Source organism: Paenibacillus sp. Lou8.1, assembly GCF_024213565.1.
GTDB lineage: Bacteria > Bacillota > Bacilli > Paenibacillales > Paenibacillaceae > Paenibacillus > Paenibacillus polymyxa_B.
In genome coordinates, this window is record NZ_JANAVN010000016.1 from 80,960 (window position 1) to 101,097 (window position 20,138).

The window sequence follows — 20,138 nt, forward strand, 5'->3', positions numbered from 1 at the left end:
GATGAGTACGCTGACGGTACAGCTTGGGGAACGTTCTTATCCTATTCATATCGGACGAGGGCTTTTACATCGAGCCGGAGAGTTGTTGAAGGAACGAGGAATTGCGCAAAAAAGCCCGTTGTTGATTGTTTCTGACGAAAATGTAGCGGGATTCTACTTGGCAACATTGGAGAGCAATCTTCAGGCATCTGGCTACAAGACAGTGTCCTTTGTCGTTAAGCCAGGTGAAACCTCCAAGTCGCTTGCTGTATTTGAGCAGGTTATAACAGCAGCCATTGAGGGCGGCTTGGATCGCAATTCAGCAGTTATTGCACTTGGTGGTGGTGTGGTGGGCGATTTGGCTGGATTTGTGGCGGCTTCTTATATGAGAGGTGTCAAGTTTGTACAGATCCCCACTACGATCCTTGCCCATGACAGTAGCGTGGGCGGTAAGGTTGGCATCAATCATCCTTTGGCGAAAAATATGATAGGAGCCTTCCATCAACCGGAACTTGTGTTGTATGACGTAGATACGTTGTCAACATTACCTCCTCGTGAGGTATCTGCGGGGCTTGCTGAAATGATCAAGCATGGCTTGATCTGGGATGCTGATTTCGCCCAGTGGTGCCGTGACCATGCGACTGATTTACTTGCGCTGGATGCGATAGCTCTGGAGTACGGCCTGGAAAAGGGATGTTCCGTAAAAGCCGAAGTAGTGTCGCGCGATGAACGAGAAAATGATTTACGCGCTATTCTGAACTTAGGCCATACGATTGGCCATGCGATTGAAGCCATTGCGGGGTATGGTGAGTTTTTACACGGGGAAGCCATTTCTATCGGTATGGTCGGCTCCGCACTTTTGGGCGTGAAGCTGGGGGCAGATCCTTCTTTGGTAGATGAAACGAAGGAGATGTTGTCTTCGCTACGGCTACCGACCTCCCTTCCGTCACATCTCGATACAGATCGGCTGCTGGACGCGATGATGCATGACAAAAAGTTCAAAGAAGGCAGCATTACTTTTGTCGTCCCACGTAGCATCGGGCACGTGGAGGTTGTGAAGGATATTTCCGTCTCTTACATCCGACAAGTTATTGAACAGTTAAAAGAGGGGGCGTAACGATGTACAATCGGGGAATTCGTGGCGCGACGACCGTAGTGAATAATGAAGAAAACGAAATTTTGGAAGCAACATGCCAACTACTGGAGGAAATTGTATCCTACAATGAAATTCAGCCGGAGGATATTAGTAACGTATGGATTACGGTGACCCATGACCTGGATACTGCCTTTCCAGCCAAGGCCATTCGTCAGCTTGATGGCTGGGATATGGTTCCGCTCATGTGTGCATTAGAAATTCCTGTGGCAGGCAGTTTACCCAAGTGCATTCGTTTGATGGTACAGGTGAACACCGATAAATCCCAGCGTGAAATTAAACATGTATATTTGAACGGAGCGCAGGCGTTAAGACCGGATCTGGCTTCCCAAGGGAAATAAGCGCCCGTTTTTAAAGTTGATGGTTGCCAAAGTAACATCCCATGAGATATAGTGTGTGTAGCAGAGTTAAGTAGAGTAGAGTTAGCCAGAGACAGAGTTGAGATGAGAAGAGTGCAGCCTTAGCCAATTCCATATGAGATTACAGAGACCGGCGGTAGCAGGTAAGCTTTTGTCTATGAAGAGATATTCTTCTACAGAGAAGCTTATTTGAAGCAACCTGCGTGTTTATACAAAAGGGATGAGTGTATACTTATCTATTTGCTGTAGTCATTTACATATGGAGCATTCTTATAATTTCAATAACTGACAGCCTCTACCTTACCGGTAGAGGCTTTTTTATATTCTCTCCTATGGTTCTGCGCCAATTTGGAAAGGAAGTGATCTCATGTTAACGCCGCATGTGGAGCAAGTGATAACGATGGCGAATGAATTTAACCTGATTCCTGTGTACAAAAAAGTGCTGGCTGATATGGAGACGCCGATTCGGATTTTCCGTCGGTATGCCGAGCGGGACCGTGCCTTTCTGCTAGAGAGTGTAGAGGGAGGCGAACAGTGGGCGCGACATTCATTCATCGGTACAGACCCGTTTCTAATGGTCTCGGGTAAAAAAGGACGTTTGATATTGGAACAACACGGTAAACGGCAAATATTAAACGACAAGCCGATTGAAGCGCTCAAAGCATTACTTCGTAAATACCGTAGTCCGAAACTGAAAGAAATGCCTCCATTTACAGGCGGGGCTATCGGATTTTTTGGATATGACCTGCTTCAATATTATGAAAAGCTACCAGAGCATTCGGTAGATGATTTGAATATGGATGATATTCGTTTTATGTTCTGCGATCAAGTCATTGTTTTTGATCATGTGAAGCAGCAAATTTTGCTGGTCGGCAATGTTCATGTAGGCGAAGGGTTCCGCGATGAGGACATTCGTGCTGCTTATGCTGACGTGGAACGCAAGTTGGAGGAAACGGCACAGTATCTGCGCAAGCAGTCTCAGCCTGAGCGATTAGGATCAGCCTCCATTCCTGATGATGTGGAACTGGGTGAGATCCAATCCAATGTGACGAAGGAACAGTTTATATCAAACGTAGAGCAGGCGAAGGAGTATATCCGCTCCGGTGATATTTTTCAGGTTGTACTATCCCAGCGTTTTCACATTGATACAGAGGCCTCACCTTTACAGGTATACCGCGTGCTGCGCACGATGAACCCGTCGCCATATATGTATTATTTGAAAATGGATGACGAGATCATCGTAGGCACTTCGCCTGAGGCACTCGTCAAGGTGGAAAACGGCCGGGTAGAAACCCGTCCTATTGCAGGAACGAGACCGCGTGGGGTAACGGAGACAGAAGATGTGGCACTTGCTGAAGAACTGTTAAACGATGAAAAAGAACGTGCAGAACATCTGATGCTGGTCGATTTGGGAAGAAATGATTTGGGCCGTGTATCACAGTTTGGCACAGTCAAATGCGATACGTTCATGGAGATTGAACGCTATTCCCATGTCATGCACATTGTATCCAATGTGTCAGGTGAGCTACGGGAGGACAAAGATTTCTTCGATGCTTTCCTGTCTTGTCTGCCAGCCGGCACCGTATCGGGGGCTCCGAAGCTACGAGCCATGGAGATTATTGCTGAGTTGGAGCGGGAAGCACGCGGACCCTATGCAGGGGCGATTGGATATTTAGGCTTTTCAGGCAATATGGACGCTTGCATTACGATTCGCACGATTGTGTTTAAAAAGAACCGGGCCTATGTCCAGGCAGGCGCTGGAATTGTGTGGGACTCGGTTCCGGAAAGCGAGTATCAGGAGACGGTGAACAAAGCGAAGGCATTGCTGAAGGCAATCCGTACGGCAGAAGTGATGTTCCCGGCAACGACACAGCCCTATAACAGCGTCATCAACCAGGATTATTTGTACACTCCGTAACACACAAAAATCTGATTTTGAGGAGGAGACGACAATGGAACGACATGACATGATGCAAGTGGGGTTAAGCCGGATCATTGAGGGACAGCACCTTTCGCGTACGGAGGCCCGTAGCGTAATGGAACAGATTATGAGTGGAAGTGCTACACAGGCGCAAATTGGCGGGCTGCTGACGGCTCTTCGCCTCAAAGGGGAAACGGTAGATGAAATCACTGGTTTTGCCGAGGCTATGCGTAGCTACGCTAGTCCAGTGCAAGCTGAAGAAGGCAACGGTCGTCTGCTGGACACATGTGGAACCGGAGGTTCGGGGATTCACAAGTTTAATATTTCCACGATATCCGCGATCATCGCAGCTTCGGTGTCTGTACGGGTAGCAAAGCATGGCAATCGTTCTGCAAGTGGCCGTGCCGGGAGCGCTGATGTCCTAGAGGCATTGGGAGTCAACATTCATTTGACGAGTGATCAGGCTAGGTCATGTCTGGACCGAATCGGCATCTGCTTTTTATTCGCACAGCTGTATCATCCGTCTATGAAGCATGCCGCCGCGCCGCGCCGCGAGCTGGGTGTGCGGACGGTATTCAATATGCTAGGTCCTTTGACGAATCCGGCTGGTGCGGATCGGCAGCTGTTGGGCATTTATGACGCCAACAAAACGGAAGTCATTGCCGAGGTATTGAACCAGCTCGGCTCCAAACGGGCCATGGTTGTCAGTAGTCTGGATGGGCTAGATGAAATTAGTATTTCAGCTGCGACACGAGTATCCGAACTGAAGGACGGCAAGGTTCACACGTTCGAGCTTCATCCGTCGGATCTGGGCTTGCAGACGCATTCTCTTGATCAAGTGCTGGGCGGCGACGCACAGGTTAACGCAGATATCATACGACGAATTTTAAACGGAGAGCATGGGGCTTATCGGGATGTTGTGTTAGCGAATGCAGGAGCGTGCATTTATGTATCAGGTGCAACGGCTACCTTGACGGCCGGAGTAGCACGAGCGGCAGAAGCCATTGACTCAGGACTGGCAATTTCTAAGCTGGATCAATTAATACAGGCAACGGGGGAATATCAATATGTATCTTGACAAAATTGTGGTGACGAAGCGACAAGAAGTGGAGCAGCTTAAGGAGCATTTTCAAATAAGTAAGGCTGAACGATTAATTGCTGATTTACCTGCGACGAGAGGATTCGAAAATGCGATCGCGAGCAGACGCAATCGTCCGCTCGGACTGATTGCTGAGGTGAAGAAGGCTTCCCCATCCAAAGGGTTGATTCGACCGGATTTCCATCCGGTGGACATTGCACGTGCATATGAGGGAGCAGGAGCGGATTGCATTTCTGTACTGACAGATGTGACGTATTTTCAGGGGAGCCCTGAATATTTACAGCAAATTCGCGATCAGGTGAAGATTCCGCTGCTGCGAAAGGATTTTATCATTGATGAACGGCAAATATATGAAGCTCGTCTGCTGGGAGCGGATGCGGTGCTATTGATTGCCGCTATCCTGGAACCCCGTGTATTAGGGTCTTTTTTACAGATTGCCAAGGACCTCGGGCTGGACGCGTTGGTAGAGGTGCATGACAGTGAGGAGCTTAAAGCAGTGCTGGAGCTGGGGACAGCAACCTTAATTGGCGTAAATAACCGAAATCTGCGGACATTCGAGACTCGTCTCCAGACGACAGAGGAGCTGATCTCACTAATTCCTAAAGGGGTTACGTTCATCAGTGAGAGCGGAATTGCGGGACCGGAAGATGTTAATTATCTGCATTCGGTAGGTGCACACGGTATCTTGGTGGGGGAGCATCTGATGCGCAAGGAAGATGTAGGACAGGCTGTAGCCGAATTGATGGACGGGGTTAAAGCATGAACAAAACGGGCGTAAAAATTTGTGGACTTCAAAGCGTTGAAGTGCTAAAATCTATGGTAAACTTACCGGTCGATTATATAGGTTTTGTGTTTGCTGACAGCAAGCGCCGGATTGACGGCGTGCAGGCTGGAAAGCTGCTTCGCGTATTAGATGAATGGACCTCAGGCAGCAGACCGCGCAGCGTGGGTGTATTTGTGAACCCTGGTGATGCACTGTTAAATGATGTGATGGAGAAGGCACCCTTGGATGTCATACAGCTGCATGGACAAGAGAGTCCGCAGCGCTGTCGGGAGATTAGGGAGCATTTTGGTATACAGGTATTCAAGGCATGGTCTGTGGACAATCAGGGACAGACAGAACGCTCGGCGGACGAATTGGATGCCTATGTCGGGACAATTGACGCTTTATTGCTGGATACATACGATCCCCTGTATGGCGGCGGCTCTGGAAAAACGTTTGCTTGGGATCGAATTCCTGCCTATCAGGCTTGGACCCATCAACATGGAATTCCTTTGTTTGTAGCCGGCGGGTTGACTGCCGATAATGCGGAAAAGCTGGTTCATGAGTATCATCCCGATGGGCTGGATGTATCCAGCGGTGTAGAGACGAACGGAGTCAAGGACATTGCAAAAATCACAGCATTTGTGGAAAGGGTGAAGCAGGCATGACACAATTACCTGATAACAACGGACGTTTTGGAACATTTGGAGGACGTTTTGTACCGGAAACGTTGATGAACGCACTGATTGAATTGGAGGAGTCCTACCGTAAGTACGCGGATGATCCCGAGTTTAAAGCAGAGTTGAACGGGCTCCTTAAGGACTATTCTGGTCGGGAAACGCCGCTTTATTATGCGGAGCGTCTGAGTCAGCATTTGGGCGGAGCTAAAATTTACTTGAAGCGCGAAGATTTAAATCATACCGGTGCCCACAAAATCAATAATGCATTAGCTCAGGGACTGCTGGCGAAGCGTATGGGGAAACAGAAGGTCATTGCTGAAACAGGCGCAGGACAGCATGGTGTCGCGACAGCGACTGTGGCTGCGTTGCTCGGATTGGAATGCAAGGTGTTTATGGGCGAAGAGGATACTGTGCGCCAGCAGCTGAACGTCTTTCGGATGCAGCTTTTGGGTGCAGAGGTCATTCCGGTGACATCAGGTACACGTACACTTAAGGATGCCGGGAATGAAGCTTTGCGTTACTGGGTCAGCCATGTCCATGATACGTTCTATATTTTGGGTTCAGCTGTCGGCCCGCACCCGTATCCGATGATGGTGCGGGACTTCCAACGTGTGATTGGTGATGAAACACGTCGCCAGATCCTAGAGAAGGAAGGCAGACTTCCGGATGTCATCGTGGCAGCGATCGGTGGCGGAAGCAATGCCATCGGCATGTTTTATCCTTTTATTGAGGATCAGGGTGTCGCATTGATTGGCGTGGAGGCCGCTGGAAAAGGTGTCGAAACGGAATTCCATGCAGCTACGATGACCAAGGGAACACAAGGGGTCTTCCAAGGCTCTATGAGTTATCTGCTTCAGGATGAGTATGGACAAGTGCAACCTGCGCATTCCATCTCGGCTGGATTAGATTATCCAGGTGTTGGACCGGAGCATTCATACCTGAAAGATATTGAGCGGGCCAAATATGTTCCGATCACGGATCAGGAAGCGCTGGATGCACTTCAGCTCCTCTGCCGTACCGAAGGAATACTTCCTGCATTAGAGTCGGCACATGCAGTTGCGCAGGTCGTCAAGCTGGCACCTACGTTGACGGCAGATGATATTATCGTTATTTGTTTGTCTGGACGCGGGGATAAAGATGTGGACTCCATTATCAAGTATTTGGGAGGAAATCCGTCATGAATTTAATTGATCAGGCGTTTGGTCGCCTTAAAAATGAAGGCAAAACGGCATTAATTCCTTTTCTGACGGTAGGCGACCCGGATGTGGATACTACAATAGAGATCATTCGGCTGTTAGAGTCGGCCGGAGCTGACATATTGGAACTGGGTGTACCCTATTCCGACCCGCTGGCGGACGGTCCTGTAATTCAGCGCGCGTCTGAGCGTGCATTGAAACGGCAAATTTCCATTCGCACGTGCATGAAGACAGCTTCTCTGGCCAGAGCGGCAGGTTCAAGTCTGCCTTTTATTCTGTTCACGTATTATAACCCTGTATTACAGATGGGTATGGATGCTTTCTTTGCAGGCTTGCAGGAGCACGGTATCAGCGGTCTGATTATTCCGGACCTTCCGCTTGAGGAAGCGGAGGAACTGGGAGGACGGGCCGCAGAGGTGGGTGTGCATCTGATTCCTCTGGTGGCTCCAACTTCTGAACAGCGGATCGAACGAATTGTCCGTCAGGTCCGTGGATTTGTATACTGTGTATCTTCGCTGGGTGTAACTGGGGAAAGAGCTTCCTTTTTTGAAGGTATAGAGGGCTTTATCGCGCAGGTCAAACGGCATACGGATATTCCGGTAGCGGTTGGCTTCGGGATCTCTACTCAAGAGCAGGTAGTCCGGTTTTCAAACATTTGCGATGGAGTTGTGGTCGGCAGTGCAATTGTACGTCAGGTGGAGGAGGCCATTCCATTGCTGAATGATTCTGCGCGCAGACAAGAAGGTCTTTTGCAAATTCATAATTTTGTGGCACAATTAAAGCAGTAACTGTCAAAATAGAAAGTAATAAATATGTTCTGATTGGATAGAGGAGGTAGGGGCATGCAACCTAAACCGCATATTGTACATTTGCCAGTATATCAGCCCGGTAAACCGATTGAAGACGTAAAACGTGAGCTGGGACTCGATGAAGTCATCAAGCTCGCCTCGAACGAGAATCCGTATGGTAGCTCTCCCAAAGTGTTGCAGGCCATTCAGCAGGAGTTTGCCAACATTAGTGTATATCCTGACGGAAGTGCCGTAGCTTTGACACAGGCACTAGCTAAACGGACGGGTTTAAAAGAGGAACAGTTTATCTATGGCTGCGGATCTGACGAAATTATTGCGTTGATTACGCGTGCTTTCCTCCTTCCCGGGGAAGAAAGCATTATGGCCGATCAGACATTTTCCGTATACAAAAGTAATGTGGAAATTGAGGGAGCGGTTGCAGTTGAGGTGCCTTTGCGTGACGGTGTACATGATTTGGATGCTATGCTGTCTCACATCAATGACCGTACAAAAATTATTTGGATCTGTAATCCAAATAACCCGACGGGCACGATTGTACCTGAAGCAGAGCTGATTGCGTTTTTGGACCAAGTACCAAAGCACATCATGGTTGTTCTGGATGAAGCCTACGCCGAGTTTGTGACGGATCGTTCGTATCCCGACGGCATTCGTTTGTTGCCAGCGTATGAAAACCTGGTTGTACTACGCACCTTCTCCAAAATCTATGGGCTTGCTTCGCTGCGCATTGGTTATGGTATGGGAGCCGAGTCAATCATTCGCTTGATAAATCAGGTTCGTGAGCCGTTTAATACATCACGGGTAGCGCAGGCTGCGGCCATTGCTGCCTTGGAAGATCAGGAATTTGTTCAAGAATGCCGGGATCGTAATGCAGAGGGCAGAGCTTATTTGCAAAATGAGCTCAAGCGTCTGGGGCTGGAGTCTTTCCCGGCACATGGTAATTTTATTATGCTGGATGTACGTCGTCCATCCGGTGAGGTATTTCAGGAGTTGCTTCGTAAAGGTGTGATTATTCGCGCAGGTCATCATAAATATCCGACATATATTAGGGTGTCGGTTGGATCACAGCCGCAAAATGAGTTGTTTATTCGTGTGCTGGAACAGGTCCTGGGGGCGGAAGCGGCGAAAGTACGCCTATAATTTCCGCAGATGGGATTTGATAATTGATGAAGATTGCCATTTTCGGCGTGGGACTGATTGGTGGGTCCCTCGCACTTTGTTTTAAAGGGAAGCCGGATATTACTGTTGTCGGCCATGCCCATCTCCCTGAACTGATGGAACCGATGTTAAGCCGTGGTGTCGTGGACACCGCGACTCTTTCGGTTGAAGAAGCGGCAGAGGATGCCGATTTTATTTTTTTATGCGTACCTGTGGGCTTATTGGAACATTATCTCGAACTGTTAAGCAAGCTACCGCTTAAAACGGGTTGTATTATTACTGATGTAGGCAGCACGAAATCGGCAATTGCCAAAAAAGCATCAGAAATTTCTTTGCGCAACGCTTACTTTATCGGTGGTCATCCGATGGCCGGTTCGGAGCGTTCCGGTGTAAAGGCTGCTTCCGCATTGTTATTTGAAAACGCATATTATGTGCTTTCCCCGGCAGAGGGTGTGCCTGAGGAAGCGTACAGTTCACTGGAACGTTTATTAAAATATACTAGTGCTCATGTTGTGCGTGTCCAACCTGATATGCATGATGATATTGTCGGTGCGATTAGCCATCTTCCGCACATTATTGCAGCGGCACTGGTGAATCAGGTGCGAAAGCACAATGATGAAAATCCGTTGTACCGTACATTGGCTGCGGGCGGGTTCCGTGATATTACACGGATAGCCTCTAGTGATCCGGTTGTGTGGCGGGACATCTTACTGAGCAATCGTGAAGTTTTACTAGGCCTGTTGGAAGAATGGAACGGACAGATTGAGCGTTTTACCCATTTACTGAGAATACAAGACGGTGAGGGAATCGCTGACGAGTTTTTGACAGCTGGGCACTTCCGCAGTGAACTGCCAGAGCGTCGTAAAGGAGTCATCGTCTCCACGTTCGATCTGTATATTGATGTACCGGATACCCCAGGGATTATCGGGCGAATTGCTATGGAACTGGGGAATCACAGCATTAATCTGAGCAATATGCAAATCATTGAAAGCCGGGAGGATGTCCCAGGCATCATGCGGCTTTCCTTCCGTCAAGAGCAGGATTGGGAGCGTGCCAAGACTCTGCTGGATTCGATGGGGTATAAAGTGGTGGTGTGAAGGGTGGAGAAAGTATGAGTGTTCGTTAAGGAGGTACACCGCTCCGCGATCCATTTGATCTTACGATCGCTGTTGCAGGGGGATTCTCTGGACTTTTTAAATTATCTAAAGGTAAGAATCCCCCTGCAAAGGCGAACGCTACGCTTCTCTAGATTCAAATGGATCGCTGCGCTACGGATCGCCTTAAAAGTACTATGCTTTCTGGGAGTGAAATAATAGGAAAAGTTTTAAAGCGGGTGAAGAAACTTTCGCCCGCTTTTTTGTTATTTGAAGAACAAATGAGACAATCCTTCTCACTAATTATTATTAAAGAAAACAAAAAAAGACCACCCGGGTAAAGCCCCGGGTGGTAGCTACTTTTAGTGAAGTAGCTGAGTAGGATAGGAGTGGAGAGAAACCATACTGTACTTTTATTATATGTATACGTTTTCATTTTGTCAATAATTTTTTTGAAGCGTTTTCTTTTTGCGTATTTATCCTTATTGGTGCATTTGAATAGAATACTTTCAATGGGTTTGTCATTTAATCTTGAAAAAATTTAAAATCCCCTGAAAAGCTGTATAAATGAATCAGGTACCAGCGTTAGGGAGGCATTGATAGAAATCGTGGGGATTTTGGACTTTTTTACTGACGGACATTTTGTGGTACAATGGGTAAGTCCATTTTGGATGTTGAATATTGTTGGGGATAGCACCGTTAATGTTGGCACTACATAGGGTAAGAAAATAACAAATGTTCCATGATGCTGTTTCATCCATTTGCGCAGAGGGCGCAACTTTTTTTGACCTGTTCGGTATATATAGACAGAATCGAACGGGAAAACAGCACATGTATGGGCGAGGAGGGTCTCACTCGGATGATGACAGATTCCCAGATGATTCAGGAAATCAAACAAGGTAATGTTGAGGTTTATTCAGAATTAATGAGGCGGCACCAACGTAAAATTTTAGCTTTTGTTTATCATATGCTGAAAAGTTCGAACCTGGAAATGATTGCTGAGGACTTGTGCTCAGAAACGTTTTATAAAGCGTATCGGAGCCTGCACTCTTTTCGCGAGGTAGACGCATCGTTTTCCACTTGGTTATATACGATTGCACGCAATACGGTGCTAAGTGAGCTTCGCAAGCACCGTAGCGGTCAGGTTCCATTGGAGGAGAGCGGTTATGTACCGGTAGCTCCATCGGATGTAATTCCGGAGCAGGCCGTCCTTCGCGGTGAGAAGGTAGAGATGGTGCGTGAAGCGATCAATAGATTGCCTGAGAAGCAGCGATCTGCGCTGATTTTGCGTGAATATGAGCAATTGGATTATCAGGAGATTGCGACTATTTTAGGACAGACGGTCAGTGCAGTGAAGTCATTGCTTTTCCGGGCAAGATCCAGTGTGAAGACGCAGTTGGAGCCTTATTTTTTTGAGCCTCTCTATGAGGAAAACGAAGGGATGAGCAGCCAATGAAATCCAGGGACACTGAGGATTTGTTCGCTACAGGCAAAAATGTATCGAAACAAGACTCGGAGCGCAGACGGGCCAAAAGCTCGTCTGCTGGGTGGGAGCATGGTTCGGAAGAAAAAGAGTGGAATTTGTCAAAAGAAAATCGGTCCGATATTCGTGATATTTCCTTTGAAATAACAGATGAAAAGCTAGAGGCAATGAATCGCAGAGTCATGGATCGAATTTATGAAGAATCACCGTGGCTTGTTCCGGGCGAGCATCGACGTGCGCGTGTGAACCCAGCAGCCCGTAAGTATATGTCTGTATGGATCGCCGGCTTCTTGGCCGTATTTTTATGTAGCTTCTTGTTTTTGAACTGGAACGGAAGCTCCTCTCAGGAAAATCCCCCTCAAGCAGCTCCTGTCATGGACACAGGTATTTTACCGACAGGCCTGTTGAAAACTACAAGTACATCTCCACAATATCAATACCACATTAAAGATGTGAATAGTGGCATTATGGACCCGCTGGTTGCTAGCATTGTTCCTACTTATCCGCAATACTGGATGTTGTTGTCTGTATTGGCACTTGCGCTTGCTTTATTTTCTCTGGGCTGGATCCATCGGGCGAGAAGGGTCAGAAATTAGCAGGACAGCTGGGCTCCAATATGAATTCATAACAATGCCTGAATAACAAAACAGCGGAGGAAACGACACGATGCTTATTGGCTTGATCAGACATGGATTGACGGATTGGAATGCGGTAGGGAAAATCCAGGGTCACAGTGATATTCCCTTGAATGAGGAAGGGCGTCGGCAGGCACGCTTGCTGGCAGAACGATTAAAGGAAGAACCTTATCATTGGGACGGGCTTATTACAAGTAGTCTCTCCAGAGCGAAAGAGACTGGGGAGATTATTGCTTCTGCTCTGCATCTCCCGTTGTTAGAGCCTGATGATCGGCTAAGAGAACGTGCTTATGGTCAGGTCGAGGGCATGACCCAGGCCGAGCGTGAAGAGAAGTGGGGAGTCGACTGGCATCTGCTGGATCTAGGGCAGGAAAGCGATGCGGATCTTCAGCTTCGCGGGCTAGCTTTTATGGAAGCCATTTGGACGGAAAATCGGGACAAGAATCTGCTGGTCGTTTCCCACGGCGGTTTTTTGGCTAATTTGTATAAGGCTCTGTATCAGGAAAAATTCACGGAACGAATCGGCAATTTGTCACTTAGTGTTCTCCAGCGTGAGGATATGGATTGGGCACCACTTTTGTATAATTGCACGAAGCATTTGCGAGAGAAAAGTGACTGTAACTCAAAAAGTTAGTGAAAGACCAAGGCTTCTACTCATTGTAGGAGTCGTGGTCTTTTTTATTTTTTAATTATAGCTTTGCAAAAAAAGAGGTTTAGAGTCTGAACAATCCGTCAAAGCTGTGGGTACAACAGGTAAGAATCAATTCCGGATGACAGTCCAGTGACGAGGCGATGGAACAATGAATCTGGCGGATATGCTGACATTTGCGGATATTGTGCATTTGAACAGAATCGCGGTGTATTACGATTGTGACTGTAAACCTAATTCCAAACATGAGTTGATCCAGGGGATTTTGACGAAGCTCGGCAGTAGTAGTTTTTTTGAGACGCAGGTCAAGGAGCTGAGGTTGTCAGAGGTAAGGTTTTTGAACGCGTTGCTGTTCGATGACCGACCGTATTTCAGCATGGAGGAATTGATTGCAATAGCCAAACAGTCTGTTGAGGAGGACGAGAATCCTGGTGAGCGGCCAAGGGATATTGTGACCCGTCTGCGTTCTAGTGGCTGGTTGTTCAACGGTTCGACGCACAATACGAGGTATTTGTTCCAAATTCCGTTGGATATGAAGGAGCGCTTTCGACGTGTTATGGTACATGACTTCCAAAACGGAATGACCCGGGTAAGCGAACCGTCGTCGTACCGGGATGAAGGGCATCTGCTGGCAGAGGATTTACGGCTTTTCCTTCAATACATGGGGCAGCATGAGGTTCCGCTAAATCCCGAGGGAGCTTGGTATCGTCGCAATCAGCAGCAGCTGATGGAACATTTGCACATTGCGGAGCCGCTTTTGGGTAAAGGAGGATGGCGTTTCGGGTATGGCTCCTCTTTTAAGTTTTATCCAGACCGAATGGCACTACTTTATGATTATGCCCGTCACTCCAAGTACATTGAGGAGAAAGGGGACCAAGTTGTGCTGACGGCAAAGGGAGAAGCGCATCAGGAGCATACAATTGAGGAAGAAATGATACAGCTATTCAGGTTTTGGTTAAGATTGTATAAAGGAGCCGTTCCTAATTTGCTGTCTCTAGTCTACTGGATTGGAGAATGTGCCAGGCCCTGGACGTCCTCAGAGTCGCTTTTTGTACATATCGGCCCACTGATTCGACCGTTTTACTATGATACGCCCCGTTCGGTCTTTGATCAGAGGATTATACGAATGATGCTTCACTTGGGTATGCTTCGTCAGGGTGAACATTCGACGGGACCATCTGTACAGATGACGGCCTGGGGGCTGAAATTGGCGGGAGAGTGCCGCATTGGGCGGAACGACTCGGGTATACGGCTCCATTGACAAGCAGCACACATATTGATAGAATTTCACCCAAAATGAGAGGGTGAAGTTGTTGCTGATTCACTATAACGGAAACATGCCACAGCTCCATTCATCTGTCTATATGGCAGAAGGAGCAAAAATCGTCGGAAAAGTAACGATCGGTCAAGATTCCTCTGTATGGTTTAATGCCGTACTGCGCGGAGATATGGCGCCTATCATCATCGGTGAACGCTGCAATATTCAGGACGGTGTCGTGGGACATGTGAACACGGATCAGCCCCTGTTGCTGGCGGATGATATTTCGGTAGGTCATGCTGCAATAATCCACGGTTGTACGGTAGGCAAAGGCACTTTAATCGGTATGGGGGCCATTGTACTCAACGGAGCGGAGCTTGGTGAATATGCTTTAATAGGAGCAGGGTCGGTCGTTACGGAAAATACCAAAATACCACCCTATACTCTTTCTCTCGGTACACCTGCCAAAGTGGTGCGCGAATTGACAGATGCAGATTTGCAGCGGATGTCACGAACGGCACTCAGCTATGTGGCGAAAGGAAAAGAATATAGGATCTCTTAAACTCATGTTGGAGGTGCATCCTATGGATAAAATGAAGGTTACTTATGAAGTAATGTTGGGCCTGTCTGCTGAAATGGTTTTGGACGAGGCATTACGTAAACACCGGAGTGAAAAACTCTACAAGGATATTGATGAGGCGCTAGCCTCCGGAGATGAAGTAGCTTTTCGTCATCTTACGGATGAGCTGAAAGCAATGAGTTAGAACAATCTTAGGAATCCTAAGTTGGATTTCAGACGAATCTTTAGTTCAAGATTATAATCATCAAACCTGACTGTAGCGGCGGTCAGGTTTTTTTGATACGCTTGGATATGATATAGTCTTTGTAGGATGGGACCTGTACAAGGCAACTGTCGTATGAACGGAGGATGAAGGACGTGTCGTTATCTTATTTGTGGAGCCGGTCGTTCTTGACGAGCCGGCCTTTTTTGTGGCTGCTGTTCTGGTGTAATCTGGTCGGAACGGTGTATGGGTACATATGGTATGGGGGGCAGTTGGAATATACACTAAATTATCACCCAATGTGGCAGATTGTATTTGTGCCTGATAGTCCGACGGCGAGTCTGTTTTTTACGATCTCTACAGCATTTTTGCTCTATTCTCCGCGTCTCAAGAGTTTGAAGGTCATTCGCCAGATCATCGAGGCGTTGGCTGTTGTCACGAGTGTAAAATATGGCATCTGGGCTTCAGCTATTATTTTTTGGGGAGTTGCGCAGGGGGGACATATGATATGGCAGGATTGGATGCTGGTGGCATCTCACACGGCAATGGCGGTCGAAGCACTGCTGTTCGTGCGTTTTTTCACCTGCAAATGGACTGCTTTATGCCTAGCCGCACTCTGGACATTGTTAAATGATACGATGGATTATACATTTGGTATATATCCGTATCTTCCGAGGACGCTAACGGATGATGTACCACAAGTGCGTGCTTTTACCTATATACTGACCCTTGTCAGTATTATAGCGGCATGGCTTGCCATGTTTGCTCGCAATCGAATGGGAGTAGAAGTGGAGAAATAGAGATGAACATTGTTATAAACCAAAAAGAATATATATTTAAAAAAGGAACCGTGATGATCATAAAATAAGAAAGAACTTTAATCATTTAGCCAAACAAAGTTTTGGTTTTGATTTTGAAGCTTGGTATCAATTGGGCTTTTGGAATGATAAATATATCCCTTACGTACGGCAGGGCAACTGTGATGCTATGTATTTGTTCGCAATGATAGTGTGAAGAATTTTTACACTAAATTCGGGTTTGTTTCAGCACAAGAATATCAATTGAACCGGAAAGTAATCATAAACCACTTGGACATTAAAGTTGAGAAATTGAATCTGGAAGAGCAGTCGGATTTAAAGTTACTGAAAAATAAAAGTGCTAGATTAAATCCGTATTCACTTTTTGCTGCGGAAAGTAGTGAATGGCTGGTTTTATTCTATGCCATCTCGTTTTTTAAAGATAAATTTATGTATATACCTCAATATGACACGATTGTGGTTGCAGATTTTGAGGGGGATACCATTTGTCCTAAAGCAAGTTCTAGTCTCGGTAACCTTGCCATACAGTAAGGTGAGGAGGGATGTCCCATGATTAGGGGTCAGGCGTTGCAAATTATGATACGTATTGTTTCGAGTGTTGTTTTATCTATGGTCCTGCTGCTGTCCGTCTGCGTCCCTCCAGGTGTGGCAGAAGCGCGTGATCAGTCAAAACCCGTAGGAAATACAAAAGAGATTGAGGAACTGGATCATGCAGCTGCGATACTGTACCGAGATGTGATGGACGGGAACATTGAAAAAGCGCGCGCGGATGTAGCCGAAGTGAGTCGATGGTTTGGCACTGGACAGGTGCAGGCAGCGTTATCTGTAGAGGCCATTCATGCTTTGTCCGGCAGCATCCTTGAGGTGCAGCAAGCTACACAGTCCGTCCAAGCATCACCGGATGAATGGGTGAAGGCTGCGGCCAATTTACGACTTGCGACAGATGCGCTTGCACATCCGCGTCAGCCCTTATGGCAGCAGTATTATAAGATTTTAAAAGAAGATGTTAGTGGCTTGAACAGCCAGTTTGCTAAAGGCAACATGAAGGGTTTCAAAGCTGGAGCCGCAGTGCTGGAGGACCACTATGAGACGATCCGTACAGCAGCATTGATTCATGGCAGAACAAGTGAAGTTGTCCGGGCTGATTCATGGATTTCCTACGTCAAAGGATTGGGAGATCAGCAAAATGCAGATGCCTCAGCGATTAGAGGGGCGTTGGATCAGGGAAATCCGACGTTTAATGCCCTGTTTGGACGTGAAAAAGACGCCACTGCCCTGGCGCCATTTATCCCGCGTGAAAGTGAGCGCCGGGCAGAATTGGCAATCGGCATGATTGTCCTGCTGGCGTTGGTCTATGCAGGTTATCGTAAATATCGAGCTGGTTTCTCTGGATAACGATGCAAAATTCGAATATTCGCGTCGTTGGCTGCTGAGCCATCCATATAGGTTAGCCCATCGCCCGGATTTCCGGGCTATTCCTCTTTGAACCCCTCCCCATGTACATCATGCACATCCTGTATGATAATAAACGCCCGTGGATCAACCGATTTAACAATTTGGTGCAAACGTCGTATTTCCTGACGAGGCACGACACAATAGGCAACATGCTTGGCCTGCTTGGAAAATGCACCTACAGCCGGAATAATAGTAACTCCACGATCCATGTCCCTAATAATAATATCCGCAATGTCCATCGTCTGGTCGCTGATAATCATAAAGGCTCTGGCAGAATAGGCCCCTTCTTGTATAAAATCAATAATTTTGGACGCGATGAACACGGCGACTAATGTATATAGAATTTTTTCTTTTGGTATGTAAAGTAGTGAAGCACCGATAATGACGATATCAATGACCAGCAGAATCCTTCCCATACTCCAGCCAAACTTCCTGTTTAGAATACGAGCGATTATATCCGAGCCGCCCGTGGTGCCGCCAAAGCGGAACACAATACCTAATCCGGCCCCAAGCGTAACCCCCGCATATAATGAAGAAAGTATAAAATCGTGTTCAGTTTGAAATGTTCCCATCCATCCGAAATGAATCATTTTTTCATACAACCACAGAAAAAAAGTGAGCGACCCGATACCCACCCCTGTATATAGAATTTGCTTGCCCCCAAGCATTTTCCACCCAATTAAAAATAAAGGAATGTTCAGCAACAATGTGGAGAGAGAGGGTGAAATCGAAAAAGCATAATTGAGCAGCAGGGTAATCCCTGTAATACCACCTTCCATCAGTTTACTGGGTATTATAAAATAAAGCAGACCGAATGCATAGATGGCGGTCCCGAGCACAATGGGTAAAATCAGTTTAAGCTGTTCCATGGACTTGGATATCTTCATATGATCCCTCGCAGTAGCAGTTTAAGGAAGAACGACTTCATGCTGATTTTGCTAAATCGCAGTTCCTTATATGTAGTATACCTTTTTACGGTATCTTTAAAAGACTGATGACTGTAAGTTGGGATCATAAGTACACAATTAAAAAAAATTTGTTTTAAAATGTGCTTTACGATAACATATGAATAAACCTGCACATGGGGGGATTGCGTGTTTCATGGAAAAATCATTAGATGAAATTCAACGTGAGGTAGACCAGTATATATCTCAATTTAAGGAAGGGTATTTTAGCCCTTTGGCGATGTTGGCTCGGATGTCTGAGGAAGTCGGGGAACTCGCGAGGGAAGTCAATCACTCCTTTGGCGAGAAACCGAAAAAAATGGATGAGGCGGACAATTCGATTGAGCTGGAGCTGGGAGACATTTTGTTCATCACAGTTTGCTTTGCGAACTCGCTAGGTATAAATTTGACCGAGGCTCATGATAAGGTCATGCAAAAATTTAACACGCGTGACGCGAATCGCTGGACCAAAAAGGACACCGATTAGGCGTTTTGTACATATGCTGTACCAAACCGGTTACCCGGAGGTGCAGTGTCATGAAGGCGGAGGAATACGTTCAGAAAGCTTATCAGTGCATTTTGCAGAACGATTTTGAGCAGGCCGTGGAATGGTTTGAAAAAGCAATTTCAGCTCAGCCTGATCATGCGGAGCATTATTTCCGGTGCTCGGTTACCTATGCTCGTAGTGGTCGTTTGGAGCAGGCTCTCGCATATGCAGAGCATGCGGTTCGTCTCGCTCCACAGCAGGATGAATATGTTCTCCATCTGCATGCGCAGGAAGCCAGGCAGCATACGGAGAAGGCCAGAAAAATGCTGGATGTCGACAGAGCTACGCCACAGGTGCGTCAGGATGCGATTTTGCTACTGGAACGAGCAATAGCCCTCGATCCGTTATGTGGGGATGCTTTTTTGCTGCTCGCATTGATTTATGATGAATTGAATGAGTATAAGCTAGCTGTGCAGGCTGCTCGCGAGGCGGCTGCACTGTTTCCTCACAATGTGCAGCTTGCCAACCTCATGAAGAAGTTATGCCAGCAGATGAATGAACAGATCTAACACAAATGGATGCATAAGGAGTTGTAGGGATATGTCAGAACCAATAAAAGTGGCTGTTGTAGGAGCAGCAGGGCGTATGGGCCGTGAAGTTGTCAAATTGGTTCTTCAGGATGAGGAACTACAGCTTGTGGCCGCAGTGAACAGAACACATGCCGGCAGTGATGCCGGCCTTCTCGTCGGATTACCGGAAGCGGGTATCGCTATTGTGGAGGACGTGGAGCAGGCTTTACTGGATAGTCGAGCGGATGTCATGGTCGATTTTACGGGGCCGCGTTTTGCGTACGCACATACAGCGATTGCTATCAAGTATGGAGTACGTCCGGTTATCGGAACGACAGGGTTTACCCCCGAACAGATTAATGAACTGGACAAGCAGTGTCGTGAGCAGCAAATTGGTGGTCTGATCGCCCCGAACTTTTCGATTGGAGTCATTTTGATGATGCGGTTTGCGGCTCAGGCAGCGAAATACTTCCCACATCTGGAAATCATCGAATATCATGGTGACCAAAAATTGGACGCGCCATCGGGCACAGCCATTAAGACCGCAGAGCTGATCGCCGAACAGCGTGAAGAGCTACGACAGGGTAACCCGGAAGAGGAAGAAACGTTAGAAGGATCACGGGGGGGGTACTATCAAGGGTTCCGTGTTCACAGTGTCCGTCTTCCCGGTGTGTTCGCACAGCAAGAAGTAATCTTCGGAGGGTTTGGACAATCTCTGAAAATTCGTCAGGATTCTTATGAACGAGCGGGCTATATGCCGGGTGTTAAAATCGGTATTCAGAAGGTTATGGAGCAGCCAGGACTTGTATATGGATTTGAGCATTACATCGATTAAGAATACGCGAATGAT

General features: G+C 47.2%; 23 protein-coding genes. 22 read left to right on the plus strand and 1 reads right to left on the minus strand.

From position 1 onward, the window contains the following. Position 1 precedes the first annotated feature (1 nt). The 19 genes from aroB (at position 2) to NLX78_RS21490 (ending at position 17,228) form a co-directional block, all read left to right on the plus strand. The gene (gene aroB, locus NLX78_RS21400; RefSeq protein ID WP_254351454.1) at positions 2–1,096 is read left to right on the plus strand and encodes a 3-dehydroquinate synthase; all 1,095 of its coding nucleotides are present in this window, start codon (positions 2–4) and stop codon (positions 1,094–1,096) included. A gap of 2 nt (positions 1,097–1,098) precedes the next feature. Then, positions 1,099–1,473 (plus strand): chorismate mutase, encoded by a 375-nt coding sequence (gene aroH, locus NLX78_RS21405; protein ID WP_013310718.1) that lies wholly within the window; start codon positions 1,099–1,101, stop codon positions 1,471–1,473. A gap of 385 nt (positions 1,474–1,858) precedes the next feature. Next, positions 1,859–3,409: an anthranilate synthase component I gene (trpE, locus tag NLX78_RS21410; RefSeq protein ID WP_235309591.1), complete on the plus strand. Its 1,551-nt coding sequence runs from the start codon at positions 1,859–1,861 to the stop codon at positions 3,407–3,409. 34 nt (positions 3,410–3,443) lie between these two features. Next, the gene (gene trpD / locus NLX78_RS21415) at positions 3,444–4,490 is read left to right on the plus strand and encodes an anthranilate phosphoribosyltransferase (protein WP_254351455.1); all 1,047 of its coding nucleotides are present in this window, start codon (positions 3,444–3,446) and stop codon (positions 4,488–4,490) included. After that, positions 4,480–5,274 carry an indole-3-glycerol phosphate synthase TrpC gene (gene trpC, locus NLX78_RS21420; RefSeq protein ID WP_069289827.1) on the plus strand — a complete coding sequence of 265 codons (795 nt, stop codon included), beginning with the start codon at positions 4,480–4,482 and terminating at the stop codon, positions 5,272–5,274. The genes trpD and trpC overlap by 11 nt, the downstream gene beginning before the upstream one ends. Next, entirely contained in the window at positions 5,271–5,942 is a 672-nt protein-coding gene (locus NLX78_RS21425) for a phosphoribosylanthranilate isomerase (protein WP_254351456.1), read from the plus strand. The genes trpC and NLX78_RS21425 overlap by 4 nt, the downstream gene beginning before the upstream one ends. After that, a complete protein-coding gene (gene trpB, locus NLX78_RS21430) occupies positions 5,939–7,135 on the plus strand; it encodes a tryptophan synthase subunit beta (RefSeq protein WP_069289825.1) in 1,197 nt (398 codons plus the stop codon). Before NLX78_RS21425 ends, trpB begins: the two co-directional genes overlap by 4 nt. Continuing rightward, positions 7,132–7,938 (plus strand): tryptophan synthase subunit alpha, encoded by an 807-nt coding sequence (trpA, locus tag NLX78_RS21435; RefSeq protein ID WP_254351457.1) that lies wholly within the window; start codon positions 7,132–7,134, stop codon positions 7,936–7,938. Before trpB ends, trpA begins: the two co-directional genes overlap by 4 nt. A 54-nt stretch (positions 7,939–7,992) precedes the next feature. Further along, positions 7,993–9,096: a histidinol-phosphate transaminase gene (hisC, locus tag NLX78_RS21440; protein ID WP_069289823.1), complete on the plus strand. Its 1,104-nt coding sequence runs from the start codon at positions 7,993–7,995 to the stop codon at positions 9,094–9,096. Between the two features lie 26 nt (positions 9,097–9,122). After that, entirely contained in the window at positions 9,123–10,211 is a 1,089-nt protein-coding gene (locus NLX78_RS21445; RefSeq protein ID WP_069289822.1) for a prephenate dehydrogenase, read from the plus strand. Positions 10,212–11,067: 856 nt separating this feature from the next. Beyond that, complete coding sequence (locus NLX78_RS21450; RefSeq protein WP_172828252.1) at positions 11,068–11,664, plus strand: RNA polymerase sigma factor; 597 nt, start codon at positions 11,068–11,070, stop codon at positions 11,662–11,664. Beyond that, on the plus strand, positions 11,661–12,287 hold the full coding sequence (locus NLX78_RS21455) for a hypothetical protein (RefSeq protein ID WP_061829202.1): 627 nt from the start codon (positions 11,661–11,663) through the stop codon (positions 12,285–12,287). Before NLX78_RS21450 ends, NLX78_RS21455 begins: the two co-directional genes overlap by 4 nt. 70 nt (positions 12,288–12,357) lie before the next feature. Then, a complete protein-coding gene (locus NLX78_RS21460) occupies positions 12,358–12,960 on the plus strand; it encodes a histidine phosphatase family protein (RefSeq protein ID WP_061829201.1) in 603 nt (200 codons plus the stop codon). Between the two features lie 166 nt (positions 12,961–13,126). After that, a complete protein-coding gene (locus NLX78_RS21465; protein WP_061829200.1) occupies positions 13,127–14,236 on the plus strand; it encodes a hypothetical protein in 1,110 nt (369 codons plus the stop codon). A 52-nt stretch (positions 14,237–14,288) separates the two neighbouring features. Then, a complete protein-coding gene (locus tag NLX78_RS21470) occupies positions 14,289–14,795 on the plus strand; it encodes a gamma carbonic anhydrase family protein (RefSeq protein WP_023989153.1) in 507 nt (168 codons plus the stop codon). A gap of 22 nt (positions 14,796–14,817) precedes the next feature. After that, on the plus strand, positions 14,818–14,997 hold the full coding sequence (locus tag NLX78_RS21475; protein WP_013371655.1) for an IDEAL domain-containing protein: 180 nt from the start codon (positions 14,818–14,820) through the stop codon (positions 14,995–14,997). A 173-nt stretch (positions 14,998–15,170) separates the two neighbouring features. Then, entirely contained in the window at positions 15,171–15,815 is a 645-nt protein-coding gene (locus tag NLX78_RS21480; protein ID WP_254351458.1) for a DUF1405 domain-containing protein, read from the plus strand. A 288-nt stretch (positions 15,816–16,103) separates the two neighbouring features. Then, positions 16,104–16,364 carry a hypothetical protein gene (locus NLX78_RS21485; protein WP_155729680.1) on the plus strand — a complete coding sequence of 87 codons (261 nt, stop codon included), beginning with the start codon at positions 16,104–16,106 and terminating at the stop codon, positions 16,362–16,364. Positions 16,365–16,382: 18 nt separating this feature from the next. Continuing rightward, a complete protein-coding gene (locus NLX78_RS21490; protein ID WP_061829197.1) occupies positions 16,383–17,228 on the plus strand; it encodes a sporulation protein YpjB in 846 nt (281 codons plus the stop codon). A gap of 77 nt (positions 17,229–17,305) precedes the next feature. On the opposite strand, the gene NLX78_RS21495 is transcribed toward NLX78_RS21490, so the two are convergent. Then, on the minus strand, positions 17,306–18,175 hold the full coding sequence (locus NLX78_RS21495; RefSeq protein ID WP_061829196.1) for a YitT family protein: 870 nt from the start codon (positions 18,173–18,175) through the stop codon (positions 17,306–17,308). Positions 18,176–18,389: 214 nt separating this feature from the next. Between NLX78_RS21495 and NLX78_RS21500 the strand changes: the two genes are divergently transcribed. From NLX78_RS21500 to dapB, 3 genes are read left to right on the plus strand one after another with little or no spacing between them, the layout of a single operon-like run. Then, entirely contained in the window at positions 18,390–18,719 is a 330-nt protein-coding gene (locus NLX78_RS21500; protein ID WP_013310697.1) for a nucleotide pyrophosphohydrolase, read from the plus strand. A gap of 50 nt (positions 18,720–18,769) precedes the next feature. Beyond that, positions 18,770–19,288 (plus strand): tetratricopeptide repeat protein, encoded by a 519-nt coding sequence (locus tag NLX78_RS21505; RefSeq protein WP_013310696.1) that lies wholly within the window; start codon positions 18,770–18,772, stop codon positions 19,286–19,288. Between the two features lie 31 nt (positions 19,289–19,319). After that, positions 19,320–20,123: a 4-hydroxy-tetrahydrodipicolinate reductase gene (dapB, locus tag NLX78_RS21510; RefSeq protein WP_061829195.1), complete on the plus strand. Its 804-nt coding sequence runs from the start codon at positions 19,320–19,322 to the stop codon at positions 20,121–20,123. Positions 20,124–20,138 lie beyond the last annotated feature (15 nt).

What these genes read in the sequence shown, in the direction of transcription:
- NLX78_RS21465 (WP_061829200.1), top strand. Translation starts at nt 13,127, where the DNA reads ATGAATCTGGCGGATATGCTGACATTTGCGGATATTGTGCATTTGAAC.
- aroH (WP_013310718.1), top strand. Translation starts at nt 1,099, where the DNA reads ATGTACAATCGGGGAATTCGTGGCGCGACGACCGTAGTGAATAATGAA.
- NLX78_RS21500 (WP_013310697.1), top strand. Translation starts at nt 18,390, where the DNA reads ATGGAAAAATCATTAGATGAAATTCAACGTGAGGTAGACCAGTATATA.
- NLX78_RS21455 (WP_061829202.1), top strand. Translation starts at nt 11,661, where the DNA reads ATGAAATCCAGGGACACTGAGGATTTGTTCGCTACAGGCAAAAATGTA.
- trpA (WP_254351457.1), top strand. Translation starts at nt 7,132, where the DNA reads ATGAATTTAATTGATCAGGCGTTTGGTCGCCTTAAAAATGAAGGCAAA.
- trpC (WP_069289827.1), top strand. Translation starts at nt 4,480, where the DNA reads ATGTATCTTGACAAAATTGTGGTGACGAAGCGACAAGAAGTGGAGCAG.
- trpE (WP_235309591.1), top strand. Translation starts at nt 1,859, where the DNA reads ATGTTAACGCCGCATGTGGAGCAAGTGATAACGATGGCGAATGAATTT.
- trpB (WP_069289825.1), top strand. Translation starts at nt 5,939, where the DNA reads ATGACACAATTACCTGATAACAACGGACGTTTTGGAACATTTGGAGGA.
- NLX78_RS21495 (WP_061829196.1), bottom strand. Translation starts at nt 18,175, where the DNA reads ATGAAGATATCCAAGTCCATGGAACAGCTTAAACTGATTTTACCCATT.
- NLX78_RS21490 (WP_061829197.1), top strand. Translation starts at nt 16,383, where the DNA reads ATGATTAGGGGTCAGGCGTTGCAAATTATGATACGTATTGTTTCGAGT.
- NLX78_RS21475 (WP_013371655.1), top strand. Translation starts at nt 14,818, where the DNA reads ATGGATAAAATGAAGGTTACTTATGAAGTAATGTTGGGCCTGTCTGCT.
- NLX78_RS21425 (WP_254351456.1), top strand. Translation starts at nt 5,271, where the DNA reads ATGAACAAAACGGGCGTAAAAATTTGTGGACTTCAAAGCGTTGAAGTG.
- NLX78_RS21450 (WP_172828252.1), top strand. Translation starts at nt 11,068, where the DNA reads ATGATGACAGATTCCCAGATGATTCAGGAAATCAAACAAGGTAATGTT.
- NLX78_RS21445 (WP_069289822.1), top strand. Translation starts at nt 9,123, where the DNA reads ATGAAGATTGCCATTTTCGGCGTGGGACTGATTGGTGGGTCCCTCGCA.
- NLX78_RS21460 (WP_061829201.1), top strand. Translation starts at nt 12,358, where the DNA reads ATGCTTATTGGCTTGATCAGACATGGATTGACGGATTGGAATGCGGTA.
- NLX78_RS21505 (WP_013310696.1), top strand. Translation starts at nt 18,770, where the DNA reads ATGAAGGCGGAGGAATACGTTCAGAAAGCTTATCAGTGCATTTTGCAG.
- aroB (WP_254351454.1), top strand. Translation starts at nt 2, where the DNA reads ATGAGTACGCTGACGGTACAGCTTGGGGAACGTTCTTATCCTATTCAT.
- trpD (WP_254351455.1), top strand. Translation starts at nt 3,444, where the DNA reads ATGGAACGACATGACATGATGCAAGTGGGGTTAAGCCGGATCATTGAG.
- dapB (WP_061829195.1), top strand. Translation starts at nt 19,320, where the DNA reads ATGTCAGAACCAATAAAAGTGGCTGTTGTAGGAGCAGCAGGGCGTATG.
- hisC (WP_069289823.1), top strand. Translation starts at nt 7,993, where the DNA reads ATGCAACCTAAACCGCATATTGTACATTTGCCAGTATATCAGCCCGGT.